Below are 20,502 nucleotides of genomic sequence, written 5' to 3'. Positions count from 1 at the left end.
TATGAAGAGTATGACAGGCTATGGGCATGGAGAATGTCAAAGAGAAGATTATCAGATAGTAGTTGAGATAAAATCAGTCAACCATCGTTTTTTAGATACACAAGTTCGTTTACCAAGAGAGTATAATCATCTTGAAATGGAGATGAAAAAAGTATTAAAAAATCAATTATCTAGAGGAAGAGTAGAATGCTTCGTCACGTTAACAAGGGAAAGCTCATCATCTCAAGAGTTAACGATTAACTGGAAAGTATTAGATAGACTAGTAAAAGATTTAAGTGAGGCTGAATTTCATCGCTACAAAGAACAACCTTTTTCTGCAGAACGCTTTTTAGAAGGTGGGATATTACATCCATCATTAGTTGAGGTAGTAGAAAAAAATGATGTGATAAATGATATTGAAGTAGATTTATTAGCCGTATTTAAGCAAGCGCTAGAAGCACTAAATGTAAGTAGACAAATTGAAGGTGAGGGCCTTCAATCGTTTTTTTATGAATACATTGATTTAATTAAGCAAGAGATATCAAGGATATCAAGAAAAATAGAGACCATAAAACAAGAATATTACGATAAACTGAAACAAAAAATGATGGACTTGATGACCGATACTCCTATTGATGAGTCTAGGTTATTAAGTGAAGTGGCTATTTTAGTGGATAAGGGTGATATTTCTGAAGAATTGGATCGATTGAATGTGCATTTGAATTCTATGGCACAATTACTAAAAAAAGAAGGACCAGTTGGGAAAGAACTAGATTTTTTAATCCAAGAGATGAATCGTGAAGTCAATACAATTGGATCAAAGTCAACTAATTTAGATGTTAAATCTAGTGTGATTCAATTGAAAACGTTGATTGAACAGATTAGAGAACAAGTTCAGAATATTGAATAATTGATAAAAATTCTCATAGATACTTGCAAAAACAAAGTTTAGGGTGCATTATAGAAGGTAAACTAAGAAAATTGTAAGTGAGAGGACGACACGATGCCAGAACGAGGGTTATTAATTGTATTATCCGGTCCATCCGGCGTAGGAAAAGGGACTGTCAGAAAAGCGTTATTTGAAAAAGATGACAATCAATTTGAGTATTCTATTTCAATGACAACACGCAATAAACGCGAAGGTGAAGTCGAAGGTGTGGATTATTTCTTTCGATCAAAAGAAGAGTTTGAGCAGTTAATTTCTGAAGGTAAAATGTTAGAATATGCTGAGTATGTTGGAAATTATTATGGTACACCACTTGATTATGTGAATAAGACACTAGACGAAGGTAAAGATGTCTTTTTAGAGATTGAAGTGCAAGGAGCCATGAAAGTCAAAGAAAAAATGCCAGATGGTGTCTTTATTTTTTTAACCCCTCCAGATTTTAGTGAATTAAAAGCACGAATCGTTAATCGTGGAACAGATGAGTTAGCAGTTATTGAAAAACGAATGACTAAAGCAAAAGAAGAAATCGAAATGATGCGTCATTATGATTATGCGGTAGTCAACGATGAGGTTGAATTAGCAGTGCAACGGATTAAAAAAATTATTGAAAGCGAGCATTACCGTGTGAACCATGTGATTGATCGTTATGAAAATATGTTAAAGGAGTTATAAACTATGTTATATCCATCAATAGATTCATTATTAGAGCAAGTCGATTCAAAATATTCATTGGTTATTTTAGCAAGTAAAAGAGCACATGAACTAGACGAAGGTGCTCAACCAATGATTGAACCAGATAAATTTGTTTCAGTTAAAAATGTTGGCCGTGCGTTAGAAGAAATCGCTGTGGGAGATGTGGTTATTGACCCAAACCCAGAGCTAAAAAGAGAATTACTTAGAAGACAAGAAGAAGAAAAAAAAGCATTAAAACGCCGTGAACATCAAGAACTTGAAGCACGTATCCAATTTGAGAAAAAAATGTAAATAAAAAACCTAAGAGATAGACCTCTTGGGTTTTTTTATTCGATAGAAGGTGAAAAAATGTCAAAGATAGCACACGTGATAGTTGATGTTCCAACCATGCAAACAGATCAGCCATTTACCTACCTTGTGCCGCAAGAAATTGATGAGGCAGTTGAAGTTGGTGTGCGCGTTGAAGTACCGTTCGGAAATGGAAATCGCCACATACAAGGGTTTGTTGTAGGAGTTGATTTCTTAAATAATCAAACAGGAGATAGTGATCAATTAAAACCTTTAGTAGGTGTTTTAGATTTGCATCCAGTTGTTAATGACGAATTACTTCAACTAGCAGATGAAATGGCAAAAACCACCTTTGCATTTAAAATTACGTGCTTGCAAACGATGTTACCAAGTGTGATGCGTTCGACATACAAAAAGTGGTTAGTAGCGATAAAAGATGTGCCACAACACATAGAAGAAGAGGTTTTTTTAGGACTTGGAGAACGAGATTGGGAAGAAATCAAGGAATCATCCTATTTGTCAGAATTACACCGGTTAAGACAAGCAGGTTGTGTCGATGTTCGCTATGAAGTGACGACTAAAAATAAAGTTAAAACAATGAAAGTCGTGCAAGCCAATTTACCTAGAGAAATGCTATTAGATATTCAAGTAAATACTAGAAAAAATGCACATCAAAAGCATCGATTACTTAATTTTTTTATTGACGCTCAAGAAGGTGAGTTTTCAGTGAAAGAATTAGTTGAAGAGCATGATTTATCACGACAAGTTATTAAGGAAGCAGTTGAATTAGGTTGGCTGTTGGAAGAAGAACGAGAAGTGTACCGCGACCCTTATAAAAATAGAGTATTTCAGCAAGATGAAGCACTAGTTTTAAATGATGAGCAACAAGTTGCGCTAGATAGAGTGACAGAAGCTACGTCTGAAAATAAAAATGAGGTGTTTTTATTAGAAGGGATCACTGGTAGTGGGAAAACAGAAGTCTATCTTCAAGCAATCTCAAATGTTTTAGACGAAGGAAAGACAGCCATTATGTTAGTTCCTGAAATTTCTTTAACGCCTCAAACCGTGACGCGATTTAAACGACGCTTTGGTGATAAAGTCGCAGTGTTACATAGTGGCTTATCTCAAGGTGAAAAATACGATGAATGGCGTAAAATAGAACGTAAAGAAGCTCAAGTTGTTGTTGGAGCAAGATCGGCAGTATTTGCTCCTTTAGAAAATATCGGGTTAATTATTATTGATGAGGAACATGAAACAAGTTACAAGCAAGATGAATCACCGAGATATCATGCTAGAAACTTAGCAATTTGGCGTGGGGAGTATCATCATTGTCCAGTGTTACTTGGAAGTGCGACCCCATCTTTAGAATCACGAGCAAGGGCACAAAAAAATGTGTATCACTTGTTGCAGTTAACCAAACGAGCTTCGGACAATGCTACTTTACCAACTGTATCAGTGGTAGACATGCGACGTGAGTTGAAACAAGGTGTCACAGGTAGTTTTTCAGCACCTTTATTAACTGAATTGACTGAGCGTCTAGAGAAAAAAGAGCAGTCGGTTTTGATGTTAAATCGTCGTGGGTATTCTTCCTTTATGATGTGTCGAGATTGTGGTTATGTGTTGCCTTGTCCAAACTGTGATATCTCATTAACGCTTCACATGGATACAAAATCAATGAAGTGTCATTATTGTGGCCATGAAGAAGGTATTCCACAATGTTGTCCAATTTGTGATAGTAAAAAAATTCGTTATTATGGGACAGGGACACAAAAAGTCGAAGAAGAACTGCAACAATTATTACCTGATGCTAGAATTTTACGCATGGATGTTGATACAACACGTAGAAAAGAGAGTCACGAACGGCTATTACAAAAATTTGAAGCCAAAGAAGCAGATATTTTGCTTGGCACACAAATGATAGCAAAAGGACTAGATTTTCCGAATGTGACGTTAGTTGGTGTGTTAAATGCAGATACAGCATTAAATCTACCCGATTTTCGTTCAAGTGAGCGGACGTTTCAATTATTAACACAAGTAAGTGGTCGTGCCGGACGTGGAGAAAAACTAGGTAAAGTGATTATTCAAACCTTTAACCCAGAACATTACGCGATTACTTTCGCAAAAAATCAGCATTACGAAGCATTTTATCAGCATGAGATGAATTTGCGAAGACAAGGGAAATACCCACCTTACTATTACACCGTACAACTTGTGGTGAGCCATGAAGAAGAGCTTCAAGCAGCAAAAAAAATGCACGAGATAGCAAATAAAATCAAACAAGCCTTAACCCCACAAGCCGTCATTTTAGGGCCAACACCAAAACCAATGGCAAGGATGAATCGTCGTTACTTTTATCAAACGGTGATAAAATATCGATTTGAAGAAAATTTAGGGCGAGTACTAGAAGAAATATTACAAGAGAGTCAAAAAGATATTAGAAGCGGCTTGCGCGTTAGTATCGATATGGAACCACAGCATTTTATTTAGTGCTTAAAATAAAGGAGTTTGACATGAGAGACATAATAAAATATCCTAACACTGTATTAACTACCCCGACAAAAAAAGTGACAGAAATTGATGATGAGTTGATAGATTTATTAGATGAAATGCATGCCATTATGCTTGAAAAGGATGGAATAGGACTTGCAGCTAACCAAGTTGGCGTGTCATCTCGAGTGGCTATTGTCCATATAGATGACGAATCAGGTATCTTTGAGATGATTAATCCAGAAATTATAAAAAAATCAGGAAAAACCATCGATGTCGAAGGGTGTTTAAGCTTTCCGGAAGTTTATGGAACAGTGGAGAGATTTGATGATATTACAGTGAGATTTGTTGACAGAGAAGGATATGAAGTTGAGGTTGAGGCCTCAGATTATTTATCGCGTGTGATGCAGCATGAGATAGAACATTTGGATGGTGGGCTATTTATTGATAAAATAATAGAAAGACTATCACCAGATGAATTAATTGATTACATGGAGGAACATGGTTATGACTAAAATAGTATTTATGGGAACACCGGCCTTTTCAGTGCCAATTTTAGAAGGATTAGTGAGTGAAGGGTATGATGTGGTTGGTGTTGTAACTCAACCAGATAGACCAGTCGGAAGAAAACGTGTGTTAACTCCGCCTCCAGTAAAACAAGCAGCTCTTGATTTAAAATTACCAGTATATCAACCAGAAAAAATCAGTCAATCAACTGAATTAGAAGAGATTATCGCTCTTAATCCAGATTTAATCGTCACGGCAGCATTCGGTCAATTTTTACCTGAACGCTTGTTAAAGGCTCCTAAATTTGGTGCGATTAATGTCCACGCATCATTATTACCAAAGTATCGTGGAGGAGCACCTGTTCACTATTCAATCATCAATGGTGACAAAGAAACGGGTGTCACAATTATGGAAATGATTAAAAAAATGGATGCAGGAGATATTTTAGCCCAAGAAGCCATTCCTATATTAGATACAGATGATGTTGGAACAATGTTTGAAAAATTAAGCTTATTAGGGAAAGAATTGTTGTTAAAAATATTGCCAGATTTATTAGCTAACAAGATGATACCAACGCCGCAAGATGAATCACTCGTTAGTTTTTCTCCAAATATTTCACGGGAAGAAGAAAGAATTAATTGGAATAAAACAGCCCAAGAAATCGACTGCCAAGTTAGAGGAATGCGTCCATGGCCGGTAGCTTACGCGATGTATCAAGACAAAAGGTGGAAATTGTGGGACGTGCAACCAGTACAAGATAAAACCACAGATAAATCTCCAGGGACGATTATTTTTAAAGATAAACATAGCTTGCAAATAGCTTGTGGCAAGGAAAGTATTTTACAATTAAATACTATCCAACCAGCAGGAAAAGGCCAATTAAGTGTGACAGATTTTCTAAATGGAATCGGAAAAACAGTGGAAGTAGGAGACGTTCTTGAGTAAACAAAAACAAGTACCAAAACACATTAAACATACAGCTCGTTATACAGCGTTAGATTTACTAACGAAAATTGCCAATAACCAAGCTTATTCAAATGTTTTAATCAATGAAGCAATCAAACGCCATCAGCTATCTGATAAAGATGCCCGTTTGATGACAGAAATTGTCTATGGCACAATCAGTCGTCAATTGACATTAGAGTACTATTTAGCTCCTTTTATTAAAAAAGCTAAAAAAATCGATATGTGGGTAAAACAATTATTATACCTATCAATGTATCAAATGCTTTATCTGGATAAAGTTCCTGAGTATGGTATTTTTAATGACGCTGTGACAATTGCTAAAGCAAAAGGAAATCCTGGTATTGGAAAATTTGTTAACGGCGTATTGCGTAACATTCAACGTCATGGAGTGCCTTCTATAGATGATATTAAAGATGATGTAGAACGTTTATCAATGGAAATTAGTATGCCTTTATGGTTAACCAAACGTTTGATAGACGATATTGGATTTGAAGAGACAAAACAACTAGGAGAATCACTTTTGACACCAAGCCATGTGAGTGCACGAATAGATACACGAGTCATTGCAAGAGATGAAGCGATTAACGTGTTGCGTGAGGAAGGATTAGAAGTAGAGGAAAGTCAGATTTCACCTTATGGAGTGGTTGCTGAAAAAGGATTTTTAGCAAGTAGCTCATTGTTTAAAGAAGGAAAAATGACCATTCAAGATGAAAGTTCTATGTTAGTGGCACCAAGTATGCAAATCAATGTAAATGATACTGTGCTAGATGCCTGTGCAGCACCTGGTGGGAAAACAACACACATCGCCACTTTCTTAGAAGCGGATAAAGGTGGTAAAGTGATTTCATTAGACATCCATCAACATAAAATAAAATTGATCGAGTTAAATGCAGAAAGATTACATGTTGAAGATGTTGTTGAGGCGATATTACTAGATGCAAGAGAAGTGAAAAATAACTTTCCAGATGATTGTTTTGACCGAGTGCTAATTGATGCACCGTGTTCAGGTTTAGGATTATTACGTCGAAAACCAGATATTAAATATCATAAAACTCCTGAAGATTTTATGAACTTGCAACGGATTCAATTAGAAATTTTAGAAAGTATTGTGTCAAAAGTATCACAATGCGGTATAATTACGTATAGTACATGTACGTTAACTCATGAAGAAAATAAAGATGTGGTAGAGAAGTTTTTAAACAAACATCCTGAATTTGAATTGATAGATGTCTCTGGAGCAGAGGAACTAGAAAAAAGTTATCACCAGAAACAGTTACAATTATACCCACATCATTACCATACAGATGGATTTTTCATCAGTTGTTTCAAACGAAAAACATAGATTAAGGGAGTGTAAACATGCAAATTGAATTCCAAACGAGTGTAGGACGTAAGAGAAAAAATAATCAAGATACTGTTGGTGTCTATAAAAATAAAAAAAATATTACGTTAGCTATTGTAGCTGACGGGATGGGTGGACATCAAGCTGGAGACACAGCAAGTTATCTTGCTGTTACTGGATTAGGCGAAGTTTGGGAAGAAACCATGTTAACTCAAAAAGATGATGTCTGTGATTGGTTAGTCGATCATATACAAGAAGAAAATGCACGCATTTTTGATCAAGGAAGTATAAATCCAGAGATGTTTGGTATGGGGACAACCATCGTTTCCACGGTTATTTTAGAAGATGAATTAATTTTAGCGCATGTGGGCGATAGCCGGGCTTATATTGTTCGTGATGAGGAAATTAAGCAATTAACAGATGATCATTCATTAGTGAATGAATTGATAAAAACAGGTGAAATTTCAGCAGAAATGGCACAAAATCATCCTAAGAAAAATATTTTGGTTCGTTCAATCGGCGTACCAGGTGAAGTGGAAGTAGATATTTCTCTTATCTCATTTAAGCCACAGGACATGATTTTACTATGCTCTGATGGATTGACAAATATGTTAACCGATGACGAAATTAAAGAAGTTATGTTGACGGATTCACTATTAAAAAATCGAGTGGAAAAATTGATAGAACTGGCTAATATAGCAGGTGGAACAGATAACATTACGGTGTTAATAATCGATTTTGACGATGACTTACAGGAGGATACACCATGATAAACATAGGAACAAAAATAGGGGGACGCTATGAAATAATTGGTAATATTGGTAGCGGTGGTATGGCAAATGTTTATTTGGCTCGAGATCTGATTTTGAATCGTGAAGTTGCAATTAAAGTATTGCGTTTTGATTTTCAAGATGACCAAAATGCAATTCGACGTTTTCAACGTGAAGCACTAGCAGCGACAGAAATGGTTCATCCCAATATTGTGAGTGTTTATGATGTTGGTGAAGAAAATGGCATGCAGTATATTGTCATGGAATATGTTCGAGGAACAGATTTAAAACACTATATTCGTAACTATTCCCCAATCCCATTAGATACGGTTGTTTATATGATGGAACAAATTTTGTCAGCTGTTTCACTTGCCCATGAACATGGCATTATTCACCGAGATTTGAAGCCGCAAAATATTTTAGTTGATGAACAAGGCAATGTGAAAATTACTGATTTTGGTATTGCAATCGCGTTATCTGAGACATCTTTAACTCAAACTAATACACTGCTTGGTTCTGTTCATTATTTATCACCAGAACAAGCAAGAGGTGGTATGTCGACTAGGCAATCAGATATTTATGCTTTAGGGATTATTCTCTATGAGTTGTTAACAGGACAGGTGCCCTTTGAAGGAGAATCAGCTGTTTCAATCGCATTGAAACACTTCCAAAAAGATGTGCCATCAGTCCGTCAATATAATCCAAGTATTCCTCAGGCATTAGAAAATGTTGTGCTTCATGCAACAGCGAAAGAAGTGTCTGATCGATACAAAACAGTCAATGACATGTATTCAGATTTGAGTACTTCTCTAAGCCCTGAAAGAGCAAATGAACCAGTTTACGCACCAAGTTCTATGACAGATGAGACAATCATGTTAACTCCTGTTAAAGAACCTGAACCAGTCGTATCAAAAATGCCATTAGAAGAATCTGATTTGGATTTACATAGTCAAAATGATGAAACATCAAATGACAAACCTCGATCGAAAAAAAGAGGAAAGGCAATTGCTGCTATTCTTGGTATACTAGTTGTGATAGGTATTGGATTATTCGCATTAGGAACTAAGCAAGATGAGGTGACTATTCCTAATATAGAAAACATGCCACAGTCTGAAGCGATTAAGGCATTAGAAGCAAAGAAAATTAAAGTTAATCCTAAAATAGAGACAATTTCTGATGATAAAATAGAAGAAGGACGTGTTGTTAAAACACAACCACCTATTGGATCTAAAATCAAGCAAAAGGGAGAAATTGTTCTGTATATCAGTTCGGGTAAAAAATCTGTCTCGATGATGGATGTTGAGGGAATGTCAAAAAATGAAGCAAAACAAGCGCTAATAAAATTTGGATTTAAAGAAAATAACATTAGTGAAAAACAGGAAGCTTCTAGTGATGTGGAAAAAGATAATGTTATGTCACAAAGTATTCAACCTGGAACAGAAATTGTTCCTGAAAATGAAAAAATTACATTAACTATTAGTAAAGGTCCGGATAGCTTTTCGCTTGCTTATTTGACAGGATACACACGAGACCAAGTAGCTAGATATATTGATAGTGAAGGATTGTTATTACGAAGTGAAGGACAGGATTATAGTTCCTCTGTTCCACAAGGACAAGTTCTATACACAACACCCGCTGGAGGAACACCGGTTAAAAAAGGTGATTATATTACAGTAGTTTATTCATTAGGACCTGAACCTGTGAAAGCTGAACCAAGTAGTAGTTCAACAGAACATTCAAGCGACACAACAGATTCTACTGAAACGACACACCATTCTGGAGACGGAAATCAAACTAATCAAAATCAAGGAAACCAAAATAATAATCAACAAAATCAAAATAATGGAAATACCAAGCCAAGTCAAAGTGAACCAAAAGAAAAAAAAGAATAGATATTTAGAATGATTAAAAAGTGATTATTGATATCGTAGTAATGATGTCGATAATTGCTTTTTTTGTATTTGTGTAATGTACGTTCTGTCTATATAAGTCTGTATAAAAAAAGAAAAAGGGTATAAAAATATGGTACAATAACACATAGAAAAATGTGATTATCAAAGGAGGAAGTAAATGCCTAAAGGACAAATCTGTAAAGCGTTAAGTGGTTTTTATTACATTGACTATAAAGGCAAGCGTTATCAAACACGAGCACGAGGGAATTTTAGAAATCGAAATATTACACCACTTGTTGGTGATTGGGTAGAATTTGAAAGTACAAATGAAACAGATGGCTATATTTTAGATGTTTATGAACGAAAAAATGATTTAGTTAGACCACCTGTTGCTAACATTGATCAAGGTGTCGTTGTATCGAGCTGTGTGGAACCTAATTTTTCTACTAATCTATTGGATCGATTTTTGGTTACGTTATCTGAAAAAGATATTGCGCCTATTATTTATGTTACGAAGATGGACTTAGCTAGTGATGATGTGAAGCAAAAGATGATAGAAATCCAGAAAGACTATGAACAGATTGGTTACCCTGTTTTACTTGCAGAGAAAGAATCTTTAGAAGATTTAACAGATTTTTTTAAAGATAAGTTAACGGTGTTTATGGGACAATCAGGGGCAGGTAAGTCAACTTTGTTAAATCAATTATCACCAGATTTATCATTAAAAGTAGGAGAGATTTCCGAAAGTTTGGGACGAGGTCGCCATACAACGAGACATGTTGAACTGATTGATTTATTTGACGGATTAGTAGCAGATACTCCTGGTTTTAGTTCGATTGATTTCTTAGAAATGACATTAGATGAATTGCCGAAACGTTTTCCAGAATTTGTTGAAGCGTCAGTTTACTGTAAATTTAGAGAATGCAAACATCGTCATGAACCAAAATGTGAAGTGAAGAGAAGAGTTGAAACTGGTGAAATATTAGCTAGTCGATATGATCACTATTTACAATTTTATGATGAGATTAATAACCGAAAACCAGTATATAAAAAAAATAAATAAAAGTGAGGAAAAAACTATGGTAAAGATAGCACCATCAATATTAAGCGCAGATTTTTCAAAATTGGGAGAAGATGTTAAACGTGTTGATAAAGCTGGAGCAGATTATATTCACATTGATGTAATGGATGGACAATTTGTTCCAAATATTACGTTCGGTCCAGCACTTATTTCATCTATTCGCCCTGTGACTGATTTAATTTTTGATGTTCACTTGATGATAGTAAATCCGGAACGTTTTATTGATGAGTTTGTAAAAGCGGGTTCTGATATTATTACAGTTCATGCTGAAAGTACGACTCATTTACACCGTATCATTCAACAAATTAAAGCGAGTGGCGTAAAAGCTGGAGTTGTCATTAATCCAGGAACACCAGTTGAAGTGATTAAACCTGTTTTATCAATGGTTGATTTAGTCTTAGTGATGACAGTTAATCCAGGATTTGGTGGTCAAAAATTCATCTTAGAATGTTTAGATAAAGTAAGTGAACTAGCAGAGTTACGACAAGCTAATGGATACACTTATGAAATTGAAGTTGACGGTGGCGTGGATGATAAGACTGCAAAAGAATGTGTCAAAGCAGGAGCAGATGTGTTAGTGGCCGGATCATATGTTTATAAATATGATGATGTCGCTGAGCCGATTAAAAAATTAAAAGAAGCAGGTAAGTAATGAAAAAGTCGGTTATTGTGTTGGCCGGTAGTGATAAATCATTATGGCCAAGCATGGATATATTTGATGAAGCAAGTCATATTATTGGGGTTGATAGGGGAGCTTACGAAGGTGTTCGTCATGGCTTATCTGTTGATGTGGCGGTAGGTGATTTTGACTCACTAAGTTCTGAAGAACTTTCTTATGTTAAAGAACATGTAGAAAAAGTGACACAATACCCAGCTGAAAAAGATGAAACGGATACTGAAATTGGTATTTCTGTCGCTAGTGAACTATCAGAAGACGCTAAAATCATCCTAATAGGTGGCACTGGTGGGCGAATAGATCATTTTCTAGCTAATCTATGGTTGCCATTGCAAGATCGCTTTAAATCAGTCACTACAAGGCTTGTGATAAAAGACAATCAAAATACGATTTCTTATTTTCTGCCAGGAGATTATACGATTGAAAAAGAGCCAGATAAAAAATATTTAGCATATGTTTGTTTAACACCTATGACACATTTATCTTTATATGATGCGAAGTATCGTTTAGATGCTGTTGATGTGATGCAACCAACTTCCTATGCAAGTAATGAATTCGTTGGTAAAACAACAAGGTTTTCATTTTCAAGTGGCATCATGTGTGTCATTCAATCTAAAGACAAATAAAAAAAGCAGCCTCTAGTTAGGTTGCTTTTTTAATATCTATTTTATTAAACGCGTTCAACTTTACCAGATTTCAAAGCACGAGCAGAAACCCAAACTTTTTTTGGTTTACCGTCAACTAAAATACGAACTTTTTGAAGATTAGCTCCCCAAGTACGTTTAGATGCGTTCATTGCGTGAGAACGGTTGTTACCAGTTCTTGCTTTACGACCAGTTATATAACATTGTTTTGCCATGATATTCCCTCCTTTGCTTTGCTGGCATTTTTACGATTCTATTAATCATACTAAAATAATTTATCATAAAAAGAAACAAAAAGCAATAAAAAATATGATAAAGTTACAATAAGAGTGATGTTATAAGCGTTTAAAGATAATTATTCTTTAATAAAAATCGTCTTTATGATAAACTAAAGAATGATAATGGGTAATACTGACTTTGAGGAGGTAGTAAAATGGCTGTAAAAATTAAAACACAAGCTGGAACCATTGAAATTTCAAATGATGTTATAGCAACAGTTGTCGGTGGTGCTGCCACAGATATTTACGGGATCGTTGGTATGGCAAGCAAAAATCAAATTAAAGACAATTTAAATGATATTTTAGGTAAAGAAAACTATTCTCGTGGGGTAGTAGTACGCCAAGAAGAAAACGGTGTAGCAGTAGATGTGTACATTATGGTAAGCTACGGGACAAAAATTTCTGAAGTAAGTCGTAATGTGCAAGAAAAAGTCAAATACAATCTTGAAACAATGCTTGGCGTTGTTGCAAATTCAGTAAATGTTTTTATTCAAGGCGTGCGTGTGCAACCTGAATAAAATCATGTGCTATTAAGTGTTAAACATATGAGGAGGAACATTTTAGTGGAACTAAAAGCAATCAACGGAGGGCAATTTCAAGCAATGGTACAAGTCGGCGCCAACAGACTGAACCAAAACGCAGAATTTGTCAATTCTTTAAATGTTTTCCCTGTACCAGATGGTGATACGGGAACAAATATGGATTTATCGATGACTAGTGGAGCAAAAGCTGTTAGAGAGGCAACAACGGAACATGTTGGAGAATTAGCCGCAATCTTATCTAAAGGCCTTTTAATGGGTGCTCGTGGAAATTCTGGCGTTATCTTGTCACAATTATTTAGAGGATTCTCAAAAAAAATTGAAGATAAAGAAGAATTAAACGCACAAGACTTAGCAGATGCGTTTAAAAATGGTGTAGAAGTTGCGTATAAAGCAGTGATGAAACCTGTTGAAGGAACAATTTTAACTGTCTCTAGAGGTGCTGCGATTGCCGCTGAGAAAAAAGCAAAAGAGAGTGATGATGCATTAGAAGTCATGGAAGCTGCTCTTAAAGGTGCTAAAAAAGCGTTAGCTAAAACACCTGAAATGTTGCCTGTCTTAAAAGAAGTTGGCGTTGTCGATAGTGGTGGACAAGGACTTGTTTTTATCTATGAAGGTTTCGTTGAGTCTTTATCTGGCAAAGTAGTTGAAAGTGAAATTTATCAACCATCACCAGCTCAAATGGAAGAGATGGTTAATGCTGAACATCATCGCAGTGTTCAAAGCCATATGTCAACTGAAGACATTAAATTTGGTTACTGTACAGAAATCATGGTAAAAATTGGTGAAGGACCAACAGTTGATAGTACGTTTGATTATGACACATTTAGAAATTACTTAAATGAAATTGGTGATTCATTATTAGTTGTAGCCGATGATGAAATCATCAAAGTTCATGTTCATACAGAGCAACCTGGTGAAGTCATGAATTATGGTCAAAAATTCGGTTCATTAATCAAAATTAAAGTGGATAATATGCGCTTGCAACATGAATCATTACTTGATACTCCAAGTGTACCAGCTGTAGAAGAACCAAAAGAAAAAGTACCTTATGGTATTATTTCAATTGCTGCTGGTAAAGGGGTTCAAGACTTGTTTAGTAGCATGGGTGTTAATCACGTGATTAGTGGTGGACAAACAATGAATCCAAGCACAGAAGATATTATGTTAGCAATCCAATCAGTGAACGCTGAGAACGTGATTATCTTACCTAATAATAAAAATATCTTCATGGCAGCTGATCAAGCCGCTGAAGTGAGTGATGTGCCAACGATCGTGATTCCATCGAAAACAATTTCTCAAGGAATGACGGCACTATTAGGATTTAATGATCAAGTATCACTTGAAGAAAACCAAAAAAATATGTTAGAAATGCTTGAAGGTGTAACAAGCGGTCAAGTCACAACGGCTGTTCGTGACACAAGCATTGATGGCGTTGAAATTAAAAAAGACGATAACTTGGGAATGGTTGAAGGAAAAATTGTGGTATCAATGCCAAGTCGTTTTGATGCAAGTTTAGAAACATTAAAACAAATGATTGATGATGACACTGAAATTGTGACAATCTTAATTGGTGAAGATGGAACAAGTGAAGAAGCATCATTATTAGAAGAAGCGTTGCTTGAAATGGATAGTGATTTAGAAGTTGAGATTCATCAAGGAGATCAACCAGTTTATCCATATCTATTTGCAGCTGAATAAGATAAAAAAGTCAAACATTGGTTTGACTTTTTTTACAGTTAAAAAGGAGGAGTCAAAGTGAAACAGTTAAGTGATAGTGTCGCGACACTTAGTGGTGTTGGCCCAAAGCGTGTGGAGACACTCAAAACATTACACATAGAAACGATTAATGATTTACTGACACATTATCCGTTTCGCTATGACGATATCCAAGAAAAAAAGTTAGAAGAAATTAGTGATCAAGAAAAAGTAGTCTTAAAAGGTATTGCCATTTCTGATGGGGTAGTCAATTACTATGGGCATAAAAAAAGCCGTTTAGTTTTTCGAATGATGGTGGAGCAGGCTGTTATAACTGTGACGTTTTTCAATCAACCCTTTTTAAAAAATAAAATTCGTTCGTCAGAGGAAATTGCAGTTTTTGGTAAATGGGACGCAAAGAGAAAGTCGTTAACAGGTCTAAAAATAATGGCGACACAGCAGCAAGAAGAAGAGTTTACTCCCATATATAGTGTGAATAAACATATCAAACAACAAACACTGGTTCAACTGATTAAACAGGGGTTTGAAGGGTACGGTGAGTTGGTTGAAGAAAACTTACCAGATTATTTATTGGACAAATATAAGCTGATGCCTAAACAACAAGCTGTTAGAGCCATGCATTTTCCAGAATCAATTGAAGAAAATCGTTTAGCAAAAAGGCGATTAGCTTTTGAAGAATTTTTCTTATTCCAATTAAAGATGATTCAACTAAAAGAAGAAGAAACAGCCAAAGAACATAGTAATCCTATTTTATATGATGTGGATGAATTGAAACAGTTTATTAAGACGTTACCGTTTGAATTAACGAATGCTCAAAAACGAGTTGTCAACGAAATTTGTGCTGACATGAGAAGTCCCTATCACATGCATCGCTTACTGCAAGGAGATGTAGGGAGTGGAAAAACAATGGTAGCAGCACTTGCTTTATTTGCCGCTTACACGGCATCCTATCAAGGAGCATTAATGGTGCCAACAGAAATTTTAGCAGAACAACATATGGAAAGTCTAAGTGAATTGTTTGAAAATACACCAGTTAGAGTAGCGTTATTAACTGGTTCGACAAAAGCGAAAGCACGTCGTCAAATATTAGCTGAACTAGCAGAAGGTGAAATTGATATTTTAGTTGGGACACATGCCTTAATCCAAGAAGAAGTTCAATTCAAAAATTTAGGTCTTGTCATCACAGATGAGCAACATCGTTTTGGTGTGAATCAGCGAAAAATATTACGAGAAAAAGGCAATCATCCAGATGTGTTGTTTATGACAGCGACACCAATTCCTAGAACGTTGGCCATCACAACTTATGGCGAAATGGATGTTTCGATTATTGATGAGTTACCAGCCGGACGAAAACCCATCGAAACACGTTGGGCCTTGCCAAAACAATTGGATAGTATTTTAGAAACTATGCGTGAGTTACTAAAACAAGGGCAACAAGCATATGTGATTTGTCCGTTGATTGAAGAGTCAGAGATGTTAGATGTGAAAAATGCAACGGAAATTTACGAGCACTTATCTGCCTTTTTCTCTCCGACGTATCATGTTGATTTATTACATGGCAAGATGAAGGCTGATGAAAAAGACGCCATCATGCAAAAGTTCAAAGACAACGACACACAAGTATTGGTTTCAACAACTGTTATTGAAGTTGGAGTAAATGTCCCGAATGCTACCATGATGGTTATTATTGATGCAGACCGTTTTGGTTTAGCCCAGCTTCATCAGTTGCGTGGACGTGTTGGACGTGGGCAAAAAGCGTCTTATTGTGTGTTGATAGCTAATCCAAAGAGTGAACAAGGTAAAGAGCGAATGAAAATCATGACTGAAACGACAGATGGTTTTGTATTGAGTCAAAAAGATTTGGAAATGCGAGGTCCTGGAGACTTTTTCGGCGCCAAACAATCTGGTCTACCTGAATTTAAAGTGGGGGATATGGTAGCTGATTTTATTATGTTGGAAACAGCAAGGGAAGAAGCCATCAGTCTTTGGAAAACGCCTGAGTGGATACATGATAAATCGTTTGCACCGTTAGCTAATAGTATCAAGAGCACGACATATCAATTAAATCATTTAGATTAACATGCTATAATAAACCTAAATTGTAAAAAAGTGAGGAATCTTATCATGAAAATAGCCGTAGATGCTATGGGCGGAGACAACGCACCAAAAGCCATTGTTGAAGGTGTGATGTTAGCCAAAAAAGATTTTCCAGATATTGAATTTTTATTATTTGGAAAAGAATCAGCGATTAAAGAATATGTGACAGACGATAAAAATATTACGATTATTCACACAGATGAAAAAATCGAAAGCGATGATGAGCCAGTTAAAGCGATTCGACGAAAAAAACAATCCTCAATGGTCTTAGCTGCTCAAGCTGTTAAAGAAAAACAAGCAGACGCGTTGTTTTCTGCAGGTAATACAGGTGCTCTTTTAGCAGCTGGGTTATTTGTTGTGGGACGTATCAAACAAGTTGAACGCCCTGGACTGATGACAACGATGCCAGTTTTTACAGGTGAAAAAGGGGCTGGATTTGATTTTATTGATATGGGAGCAAACGCTGATAATAAGCCGGAACATTTGTTAACATATGGTATCTTAGCTTCTTATTATGCTAGTCAAGTTCGTGGCGTGAAAAATCCTCGTGTCGGTCTTTTAAACAATGGGACGGAAGATACTAAAGGAAGCGAGCTAACGAAAAAAGCATTTGAATTATTAAAAGAAGAACCAAGTTTAAATTTTGTTGGAAATGTTGAAGCAAGAGATTTATTTAATGGTGTCGCAGATGTGGTTGTGACAGATGGGTTTACTGGAAATGCCGTGTTAAAATCCATTGAAGGAACAGCTCAAGCCATTATGAGTAATTTAAAATCATCAATTTTAGATAGTGGATTAAAAGGCAAAATGGGCGCATTGCTATTAAAAGATAGCTTAAAAGAATTAAAACAAAAAATGGACTACTCAAATCATGGCGGAGCTGTCTTGTTTGGTGTCAAAGCACCTGTTGTTAAAACACATGGCTCAACAGGACCAGATGCGGTGAGACACACAATTAGACAAATCCATACGATGCTTGAAAAAGATGTAGTAAATAATTTAGTTGCTTATTTTGATGAGCATCAAGCATAGACAAAAAAAGCATTTACAAGTAAAATACTAAGTAGAGTGAGTGGCTTAATAAAAGGAGGAACTTACATGTCTAGAGATGAAGTATTTGGTAAAATCCAATCAATTATCGTTGAACACTTTGAAGTAGATGAAGATAAAGTGACTGAAACAACAAATATCAAAGAAGATTTAGATGCAGATTCAATTAGCATTATGGAATTTGTTTTAGAATTAGAAGATGTCTTTGATGCAGAAATTTCTGATGAAGATGCAGAAAAAATTGAAACAGTTGGCGCAGCAGTTGATTATATCGTTGCAAACCAATAATAGGTAGAGTATCACATAAAGTGGTACTCTTTTTTATTACCATAAAACAAAAAAACTACCAGCCACATGACTGGTAGAAAAAAGGAGTTGTTTTATTTACTTTGGGGGAGTAAATAAAGTAAAAAAATTGTAGGGTTGTTTGTTACTACACAAAGAATAATAACTCTTATCTATGAAATAAATATGAAGACATGTGTGCAATTGTTTGAATAAAATTCGATTAATTATCGGCTAAATAGGTTTCTTTTTTAAGACGTGTTAATTGTTTAAAGGCATATTCTTTTTGCATGGCTTCACTTTTTGTTTCAAATACTTCATGATGAATCATTTTTGCTGGTCGTCTTTTTTTTAGTCTAGTATATTTTGCGCCTTTACCAGAGTTATGCTCAGCTAGTCGTCTTTCTAAGTTTGTGGTATAACCAGCATAAAAAGTATTGTCAGCACATAATAATACGTAAAAATAGTGATGTTTAACTTGTGCCATGAAGCATCTCCTTAATCTCTGGTAAATACTCATTATCCTCACCATAAACATAAAGAGGAGGAAGAATTCTTAATCCATCTGTTTTCCCATCTTTAATTCCTTCAATGAGTAATGTATTGGCTTCTTTATTCGTTTTGGGATAGACAAATTGGATTCGTTTTGGCGCAATACGATTTTTTTCCATACTATGTAAAATATCAATCAAACGATCAGGTCTGTGTACCATCGCAATTTTTCCATTCATTTTTAATAGCTTAGAGGCTTGTTGAAACACATCATCAATTCCTAAATGAATTTCATGACGAGCAATCGCTAAATAAGGATTAGGGTTTTTTTTACTATTTGGCGCTTCTTTAAAGTAAGGTGGATTGCATGTGATAAAATCCACTGAATCGGGTTTTATAAATTGCGTGATGTTTTTAACATCAGCATGAATCATGGTCATTGAGTCGTTAAACTGGTTTAATTCGATACTGCGTTTCGCCATATCATAGAGCTTTTCTTGTAGTTCAACGCCAGTAATTGTTGCGTGTGTTCTAGGGTGCATAAATAAGCCGATAGCACCATTTCCAGCGCAAAAGTCGACGATAGCCCCTCTTTTAGGAATCGAGGCAAAATGAGCTAATAATACAGCATCTAGCGAGAATGAAAACACATCAGAGCTTTGAATGATTTGTATGTCTTGTGATAGCAGTTGGTCAATGCGTTCACCTGGATTGAGTTTTGTCATCAATTAAGTCACATCCTTTGATATCATTTGTACATTATATCAAAGTTACATAAAAATAGAATAAGAAAAACTTGCAAGTTTTGATTTAATTCGGCATACTGATAGGGAATTTAATGTAAAGGATGAAAAAAATGTATCGAGTACTTTTAGCGGTTGTTCGATTTTTAACGTTTGTCATCAATACCAACTCAAGATTTGTTGGTAAAGACAATCTACCAAAAGATAGAAATTATGTCCTAGTCAGCCCACATAGAACATGGTTTGAACCATTGTACTTTGCTATGGGAGCTTGGCCGAAAAAATTTGCTTTTATGGCAAAAAAAGAATTATTTAAAAATCCGATCTTATCTTATATTTTGAAAAAATGTCATGCTTTTCCTGTGGATCGTGATAATCCTGGCCCTAGTGTGATTAAAACACCAGTTAAAACGTTGAAAAACACTGATTTAAGCGTCATGGTCTTTCCTAGTGGCAGTCGTTACTCTGAAGAACTAAAAGGTGGTGCGGCACTTATCGCAAAAATGGGGAAAGTTGATATTATTCCAGCTGTGTACCAAGGACCATTGACATTCGGTGGATTGTTTACAAAACGTCGTGTGACAGTTGCGTATGGAACGCCAATTGATATCTCAGATATTAAAAAAATGGACAAAGATGGCATTGCAGAAGTGGAAAGACGTATGCAAGAAGCATTTAATCAATTAGATTATCAAGTCAATCCAGATTTCGTTTATGTGCCACCAGTTAAAAAAGAAAAAATAGACTCTTAGAAATTATTCTAAGGGTTTTTATTTTTTATTGTTGACATGTAGTTAATGCAACATCACGTTTGATGGGCATATTTAAATATTAAATGAATAAAAATTAGAGGTTGTGTTCTTAACTAATAGGTTATTATTTGTAAGGTCATAGTAGTTTTGTTCAAAAATCTGTATACAAAGAAGTTAACAGAAATACTAAAATAAGACTAATATGATCGTAAAAAATAAAAAACTCTCACCATAAAATGATGAGAGAAGGAAGGAAAAAATAAAAAAGTTATTTAG

At 35.4% G+C, this 20,502-nt stretch carries 21 protein-coding genes; 18 read left to right on the top strand and 3 right to left on the bottom strand.

Annotated features, from left to right (window positions below; all coding sequences use genetic code 11):
• Position 1: 1 nt before the first annotated feature.
• The 12 genes from DW196_RS05625 (at position 2) to DW196_RS05570 (ending at position 12,253) form a co-directional block, all read left to right on the top strand.
• Positions 2-889 carry a YicC/YloC family endoribonuclease gene (locus DW196_RS05625; protein ID WP_118250557.1) on the top strand — a complete coding sequence of 296 codons (888 nt, stop codon included), beginning with the start codon at positions 2-4 and terminating at the stop codon, positions 887-889.
• A gap of 93 nt (positions 890-982) precedes the next feature.
• Complete coding sequence (gene gmk, locus DW196_RS05620) at positions 983-1,597, top strand: guanylate kinase (protein ID WP_079346734.1); 615 nt, start codon at positions 983-985, stop codon at positions 1,595-1,597.
• A gap of 3 nt (positions 1,598-1,600) precedes the next feature.
• A complete protein-coding gene (gene rpoZ, locus DW196_RS05615) occupies positions 1,601-1,909 on the top strand; it encodes a DNA-directed RNA polymerase subunit omega (protein WP_071456043.1) in 309 nt (102 codons plus the stop codon).
• 57 nt (positions 1,910-1,966) lie between these two features.
• On the top strand, positions 1,967-4,393 hold the full coding sequence (priA, locus tag DW196_RS05610; RefSeq protein WP_118250556.1) for a primosomal protein N': 2,427 nt from the start codon (positions 1,967-1,969) through the stop codon (positions 4,391-4,393).
• 23 nt (positions 4,394-4,416) lie between these two features.
• On the top strand, positions 4,417-4,908 hold the full coding sequence (def, locus tag DW196_RS05605) for a peptide deformylase (RefSeq protein ID WP_071456045.1): 492 nt from the start codon (positions 4,417-4,419) through the stop codon (positions 4,906-4,908).
• Entirely contained in the window at positions 4,901-5,845 is a 945-nt protein-coding gene (gene fmt / locus DW196_RS05600; protein WP_118250555.1) for a methionyl-tRNA formyltransferase, read from the top strand. The genes def and fmt overlap by 8 nt, the downstream gene beginning before the upstream one ends.
• The gene (rsmB, locus tag DW196_RS05595; RefSeq protein ID WP_233541922.1) at positions 5,838-7,208 is read left to right on the top strand and encodes a 16S rRNA (cytosine(967)-C(5))-methyltransferase RsmB; all 1,371 of its coding nucleotides are present in this window, start codon (positions 5,838-5,840) and stop codon (positions 7,206-7,208) included. Before fmt ends, rsmB begins: the two co-directional genes overlap by 8 nt.
• Positions 7,209-7,225: 17 nt before the next feature.
• Positions 7,226-7,978, top strand: a complete 753-nt coding sequence (locus DW196_RS05590; protein ID WP_071456048.1) for a Stp1/IreP family PP2C-type Ser/Thr phosphatase — start codon at positions 7,226-7,228, stop codon at positions 7,976-7,978.
• Entirely contained in the window at positions 7,975-9,870 is a 1,896-nt protein-coding gene (pknB, locus tag DW196_RS05585; RefSeq protein ID WP_118250554.1) for a Stk1 family PASTA domain-containing Ser/Thr kinase, read from the top strand. Before DW196_RS05590 ends, pknB begins: the two co-directional genes overlap by 4 nt.
• A gap of 178 nt (positions 9,871-10,048) precedes the next feature.
• Positions 10,049-10,933: a ribosome small subunit-dependent GTPase A gene (gene rsgA / locus DW196_RS05580; RefSeq protein ID WP_118250553.1), complete on the top strand. Its 885-nt coding sequence runs from the start codon at positions 10,049-10,051 to the stop codon at positions 10,931-10,933.
• 16 nt (positions 10,934-10,949) lie between these two features.
• Positions 10,950-11,603 (top strand): ribulose-phosphate 3-epimerase, encoded by a 654-nt coding sequence (rpe, locus tag DW196_RS05575; RefSeq protein WP_233541921.1) that lies wholly within the window; start codon positions 10,950-10,952, stop codon positions 11,601-11,603.
• Positions 11,603-12,253 carry a thiamine diphosphokinase gene (locus DW196_RS05570; RefSeq protein ID WP_118250552.1) on the top strand — a complete coding sequence of 217 codons (651 nt, stop codon included), beginning with the start codon at positions 11,603-11,605 and terminating at the stop codon, positions 12,251-12,253. The genes rpe and DW196_RS05570 overlap by 1 nt, the downstream gene beginning before the upstream one ends.
• 44 nt (positions 12,254-12,297) lie before the next feature.
• Here DW196_RS05570 and rpmB read toward each other — a convergent pair whose 3' ends face one another.
• Positions 12,298-12,486: a 50S ribosomal protein L28 gene (gene rpmB, locus DW196_RS05565; RefSeq protein WP_071456053.1), complete on the bottom strand. Its 189-nt coding sequence runs from the start codon at positions 12,484-12,486 to the stop codon at positions 12,298-12,300.
• A 218-nt stretch (positions 12,487-12,704) separates the two neighbouring features.
• On the opposite strand from rpmB, the gene DW196_RS05560 reads away from it, so the two are divergent.
• The 5 genes from DW196_RS05560 to acpP all read left to right on the top strand — a co-directional run bounded on the left by DW196_RS05560 (position 12,705) and on the right by acpP (position 18,242).
• Entirely contained in the window at positions 12,705-13,067 is a 363-nt protein-coding gene (locus DW196_RS05560; protein WP_071456054.1) for an Asp23/Gls24 family envelope stress response protein, read from the top strand.
• 45 nt (positions 13,068-13,112) lie between these two features.
• Entirely contained in the window at positions 13,113-14,789 is a 1,677-nt protein-coding gene (locus tag DW196_RS05555; RefSeq protein ID WP_118250551.1) for a DAK2 domain-containing protein, read from the top strand.
• A 57-nt stretch (positions 14,790-14,846) separates the two neighbouring features.
• Positions 14,847-16,886 (top strand): ATP-dependent DNA helicase RecG, encoded by a 2,040-nt coding sequence (gene recG / locus DW196_RS05550; RefSeq protein ID WP_118250550.1) that lies wholly within the window; start codon positions 14,847-14,849, stop codon positions 16,884-16,886.
• A gap of 45 nt (positions 16,887-16,931) precedes the next feature.
• Complete coding sequence (gene plsX / locus DW196_RS05545) at positions 16,932-17,936, top strand: phosphate acyltransferase PlsX (protein WP_118250549.1); 1,005 nt, start codon at positions 16,932-16,934, stop codon at positions 17,934-17,936.
• A 66-nt stretch (positions 17,937-18,002) separates the two neighbouring features.
• Positions 18,003-18,242 (top strand): acyl carrier protein, encoded by a 240-nt coding sequence (gene acpP, locus DW196_RS05540; RefSeq protein ID WP_118250548.1) that lies wholly within the window; start codon positions 18,003-18,005, stop codon positions 18,240-18,242.
• Between the two features lie 220 nt (positions 18,243-18,462).
• On the opposite strand, the gene DW196_RS05535 is transcribed toward acpP, so the two are convergent.
• Complete coding sequence (locus DW196_RS05535) at positions 18,463-18,726, bottom strand: GIY-YIG nuclease family protein (protein WP_071457691.1); 264 nt, start codon at positions 18,724-18,726, stop codon at positions 18,463-18,465.
• The gene (locus DW196_RS05530; RefSeq protein WP_071457690.1) at positions 18,713-19,456 is read right to left on the bottom strand and encodes a tRNA1(Val) (adenine(37)-N6)-methyltransferase; all 744 of its coding nucleotides are present in this window, start codon (positions 19,454-19,456) and stop codon (positions 18,713-18,715) included. Before DW196_RS05530 ends, DW196_RS05535 begins: the two co-directional genes overlap by 14 nt.
• A gap of 131 nt (positions 19,457-19,587) precedes the next feature.
• Between DW196_RS05530 and DW196_RS05525 the strand changes: the two genes are divergently transcribed.
• On the top strand, positions 19,588-20,226 hold the full coding sequence (locus DW196_RS05525; protein WP_071457689.1) for a 1-acyl-sn-glycerol-3-phosphate acyltransferase: 639 nt from the start codon (positions 19,588-19,590) through the stop codon (positions 20,224-20,226).
• The last annotated feature ends 276 nt before the right edge of the window (positions 20,227-20,502 follow it).

Source organism: Vagococcus sp. AM17-17, assembly GCF_003471765.1.
Lineage (GTDB): Bacteria > Bacillota > Bacilli > Lactobacillales > Vagococcaceae > Vagococcus > Vagococcus teuberi.
Note: the sequence above shows the minus strand (reverse complement) of the source record. Positions and strands in the feature narration are given on the sequence as shown.

Excerpts from the sequence above, each read along its gene's own strand:
- DW196_RS05625 (WP_118250557.1), top strand. The coding sequence starts at position 2 with ATGAAGAGTATGACAGGCTATGGGCATGGAGAATGTCAAAGAGAAGAT.
- gmk (WP_079346734.1), top strand. The coding sequence starts at position 983 with ATGCCAGAACGAGGGTTATTAATTGTATTATCCGGTCCATCCGGCGTA.
- rpoZ (WP_071456043.1), top strand. The coding sequence starts at position 1,601 with ATGTTATATCCATCAATAGATTCATTATTAGAGCAAGTCGATTCAAAA.
- priA (WP_118250556.1), top strand. The coding sequence starts at position 1,967 with ATGTCAAAGATAGCACACGTGATAGTTGATGTTCCAACCATGCAAACA.
- def (WP_071456045.1), top strand. The coding sequence starts at position 4,417 with ATGAGAGACATAATAAAATATCCTAACACTGTATTAACTACCCCGACA.
- fmt (WP_118250555.1), top strand. The coding sequence starts at position 4,901 with ATGACTAAAATAGTATTTATGGGAACACCGGCCTTTTCAGTGCCAATT.
- DW196_RS05590 (WP_071456048.1), top strand. The coding sequence starts at position 7,226 with ATGCAAATTGAATTCCAAACGAGTGTAGGACGTAAGAGAAAAAATAAT.
- pknB (WP_118250554.1), top strand. The coding sequence starts at position 7,975 with ATGATAAACATAGGAACAAAAATAGGGGGACGCTATGAAATAATTGGT.
- rsgA (WP_118250553.1), top strand. The coding sequence starts at position 10,049 with ATGCCTAAAGGACAAATCTGTAAAGCGTTAAGTGGTTTTTATTACATT.
- rpe (WP_233541921.1), top strand. The coding sequence starts at position 10,950 with ATGGTAAAGATAGCACCATCAATATTAAGCGCAGATTTTTCAAAATTG.
- DW196_RS05570 (WP_118250552.1), top strand. The coding sequence starts at position 11,603 with ATGAAAAAGTCGGTTATTGTGTTGGCCGGTAGTGATAAATCATTATGG.
- rpmB (WP_071456053.1), bottom strand. The coding sequence starts at position 12,486 with ATGGCAAAACAATGTTATATAACTGGTCGTAAAGCAAGAACTGGTAAC.
- DW196_RS05560 (WP_071456054.1), top strand. The coding sequence starts at position 12,705 with ATGGCTGTAAAAATTAAAACACAAGCTGGAACCATTGAAATTTCAAAT.
- plsX (WP_118250549.1), top strand. The coding sequence starts at position 16,932 with ATGAAAATAGCCGTAGATGCTATGGGCGGAGACAACGCACCAAAAGCC.
- acpP (WP_118250548.1), top strand. The coding sequence starts at position 18,003 with ATGTCTAGAGATGAAGTATTTGGTAAAATCCAATCAATTATCGTTGAA.
- DW196_RS05535 (WP_071457691.1), bottom strand. The coding sequence starts at position 18,726 with ATGGCACAAGTTAAACATCACTATTTTTACGTATTATTATGTGCTGAC.
- DW196_RS05530 (WP_071457690.1), bottom strand. The coding sequence starts at position 19,456 with ATGACAAAACTCAATCCAGGTGAACGCATTGACCAACTGCTATCACAA.
- DW196_RS05525 (WP_071457689.1), top strand. The coding sequence starts at position 19,588 with ATGTATCGAGTACTTTTAGCGGTTGTTCGATTTTTAACGTTTGTCATC.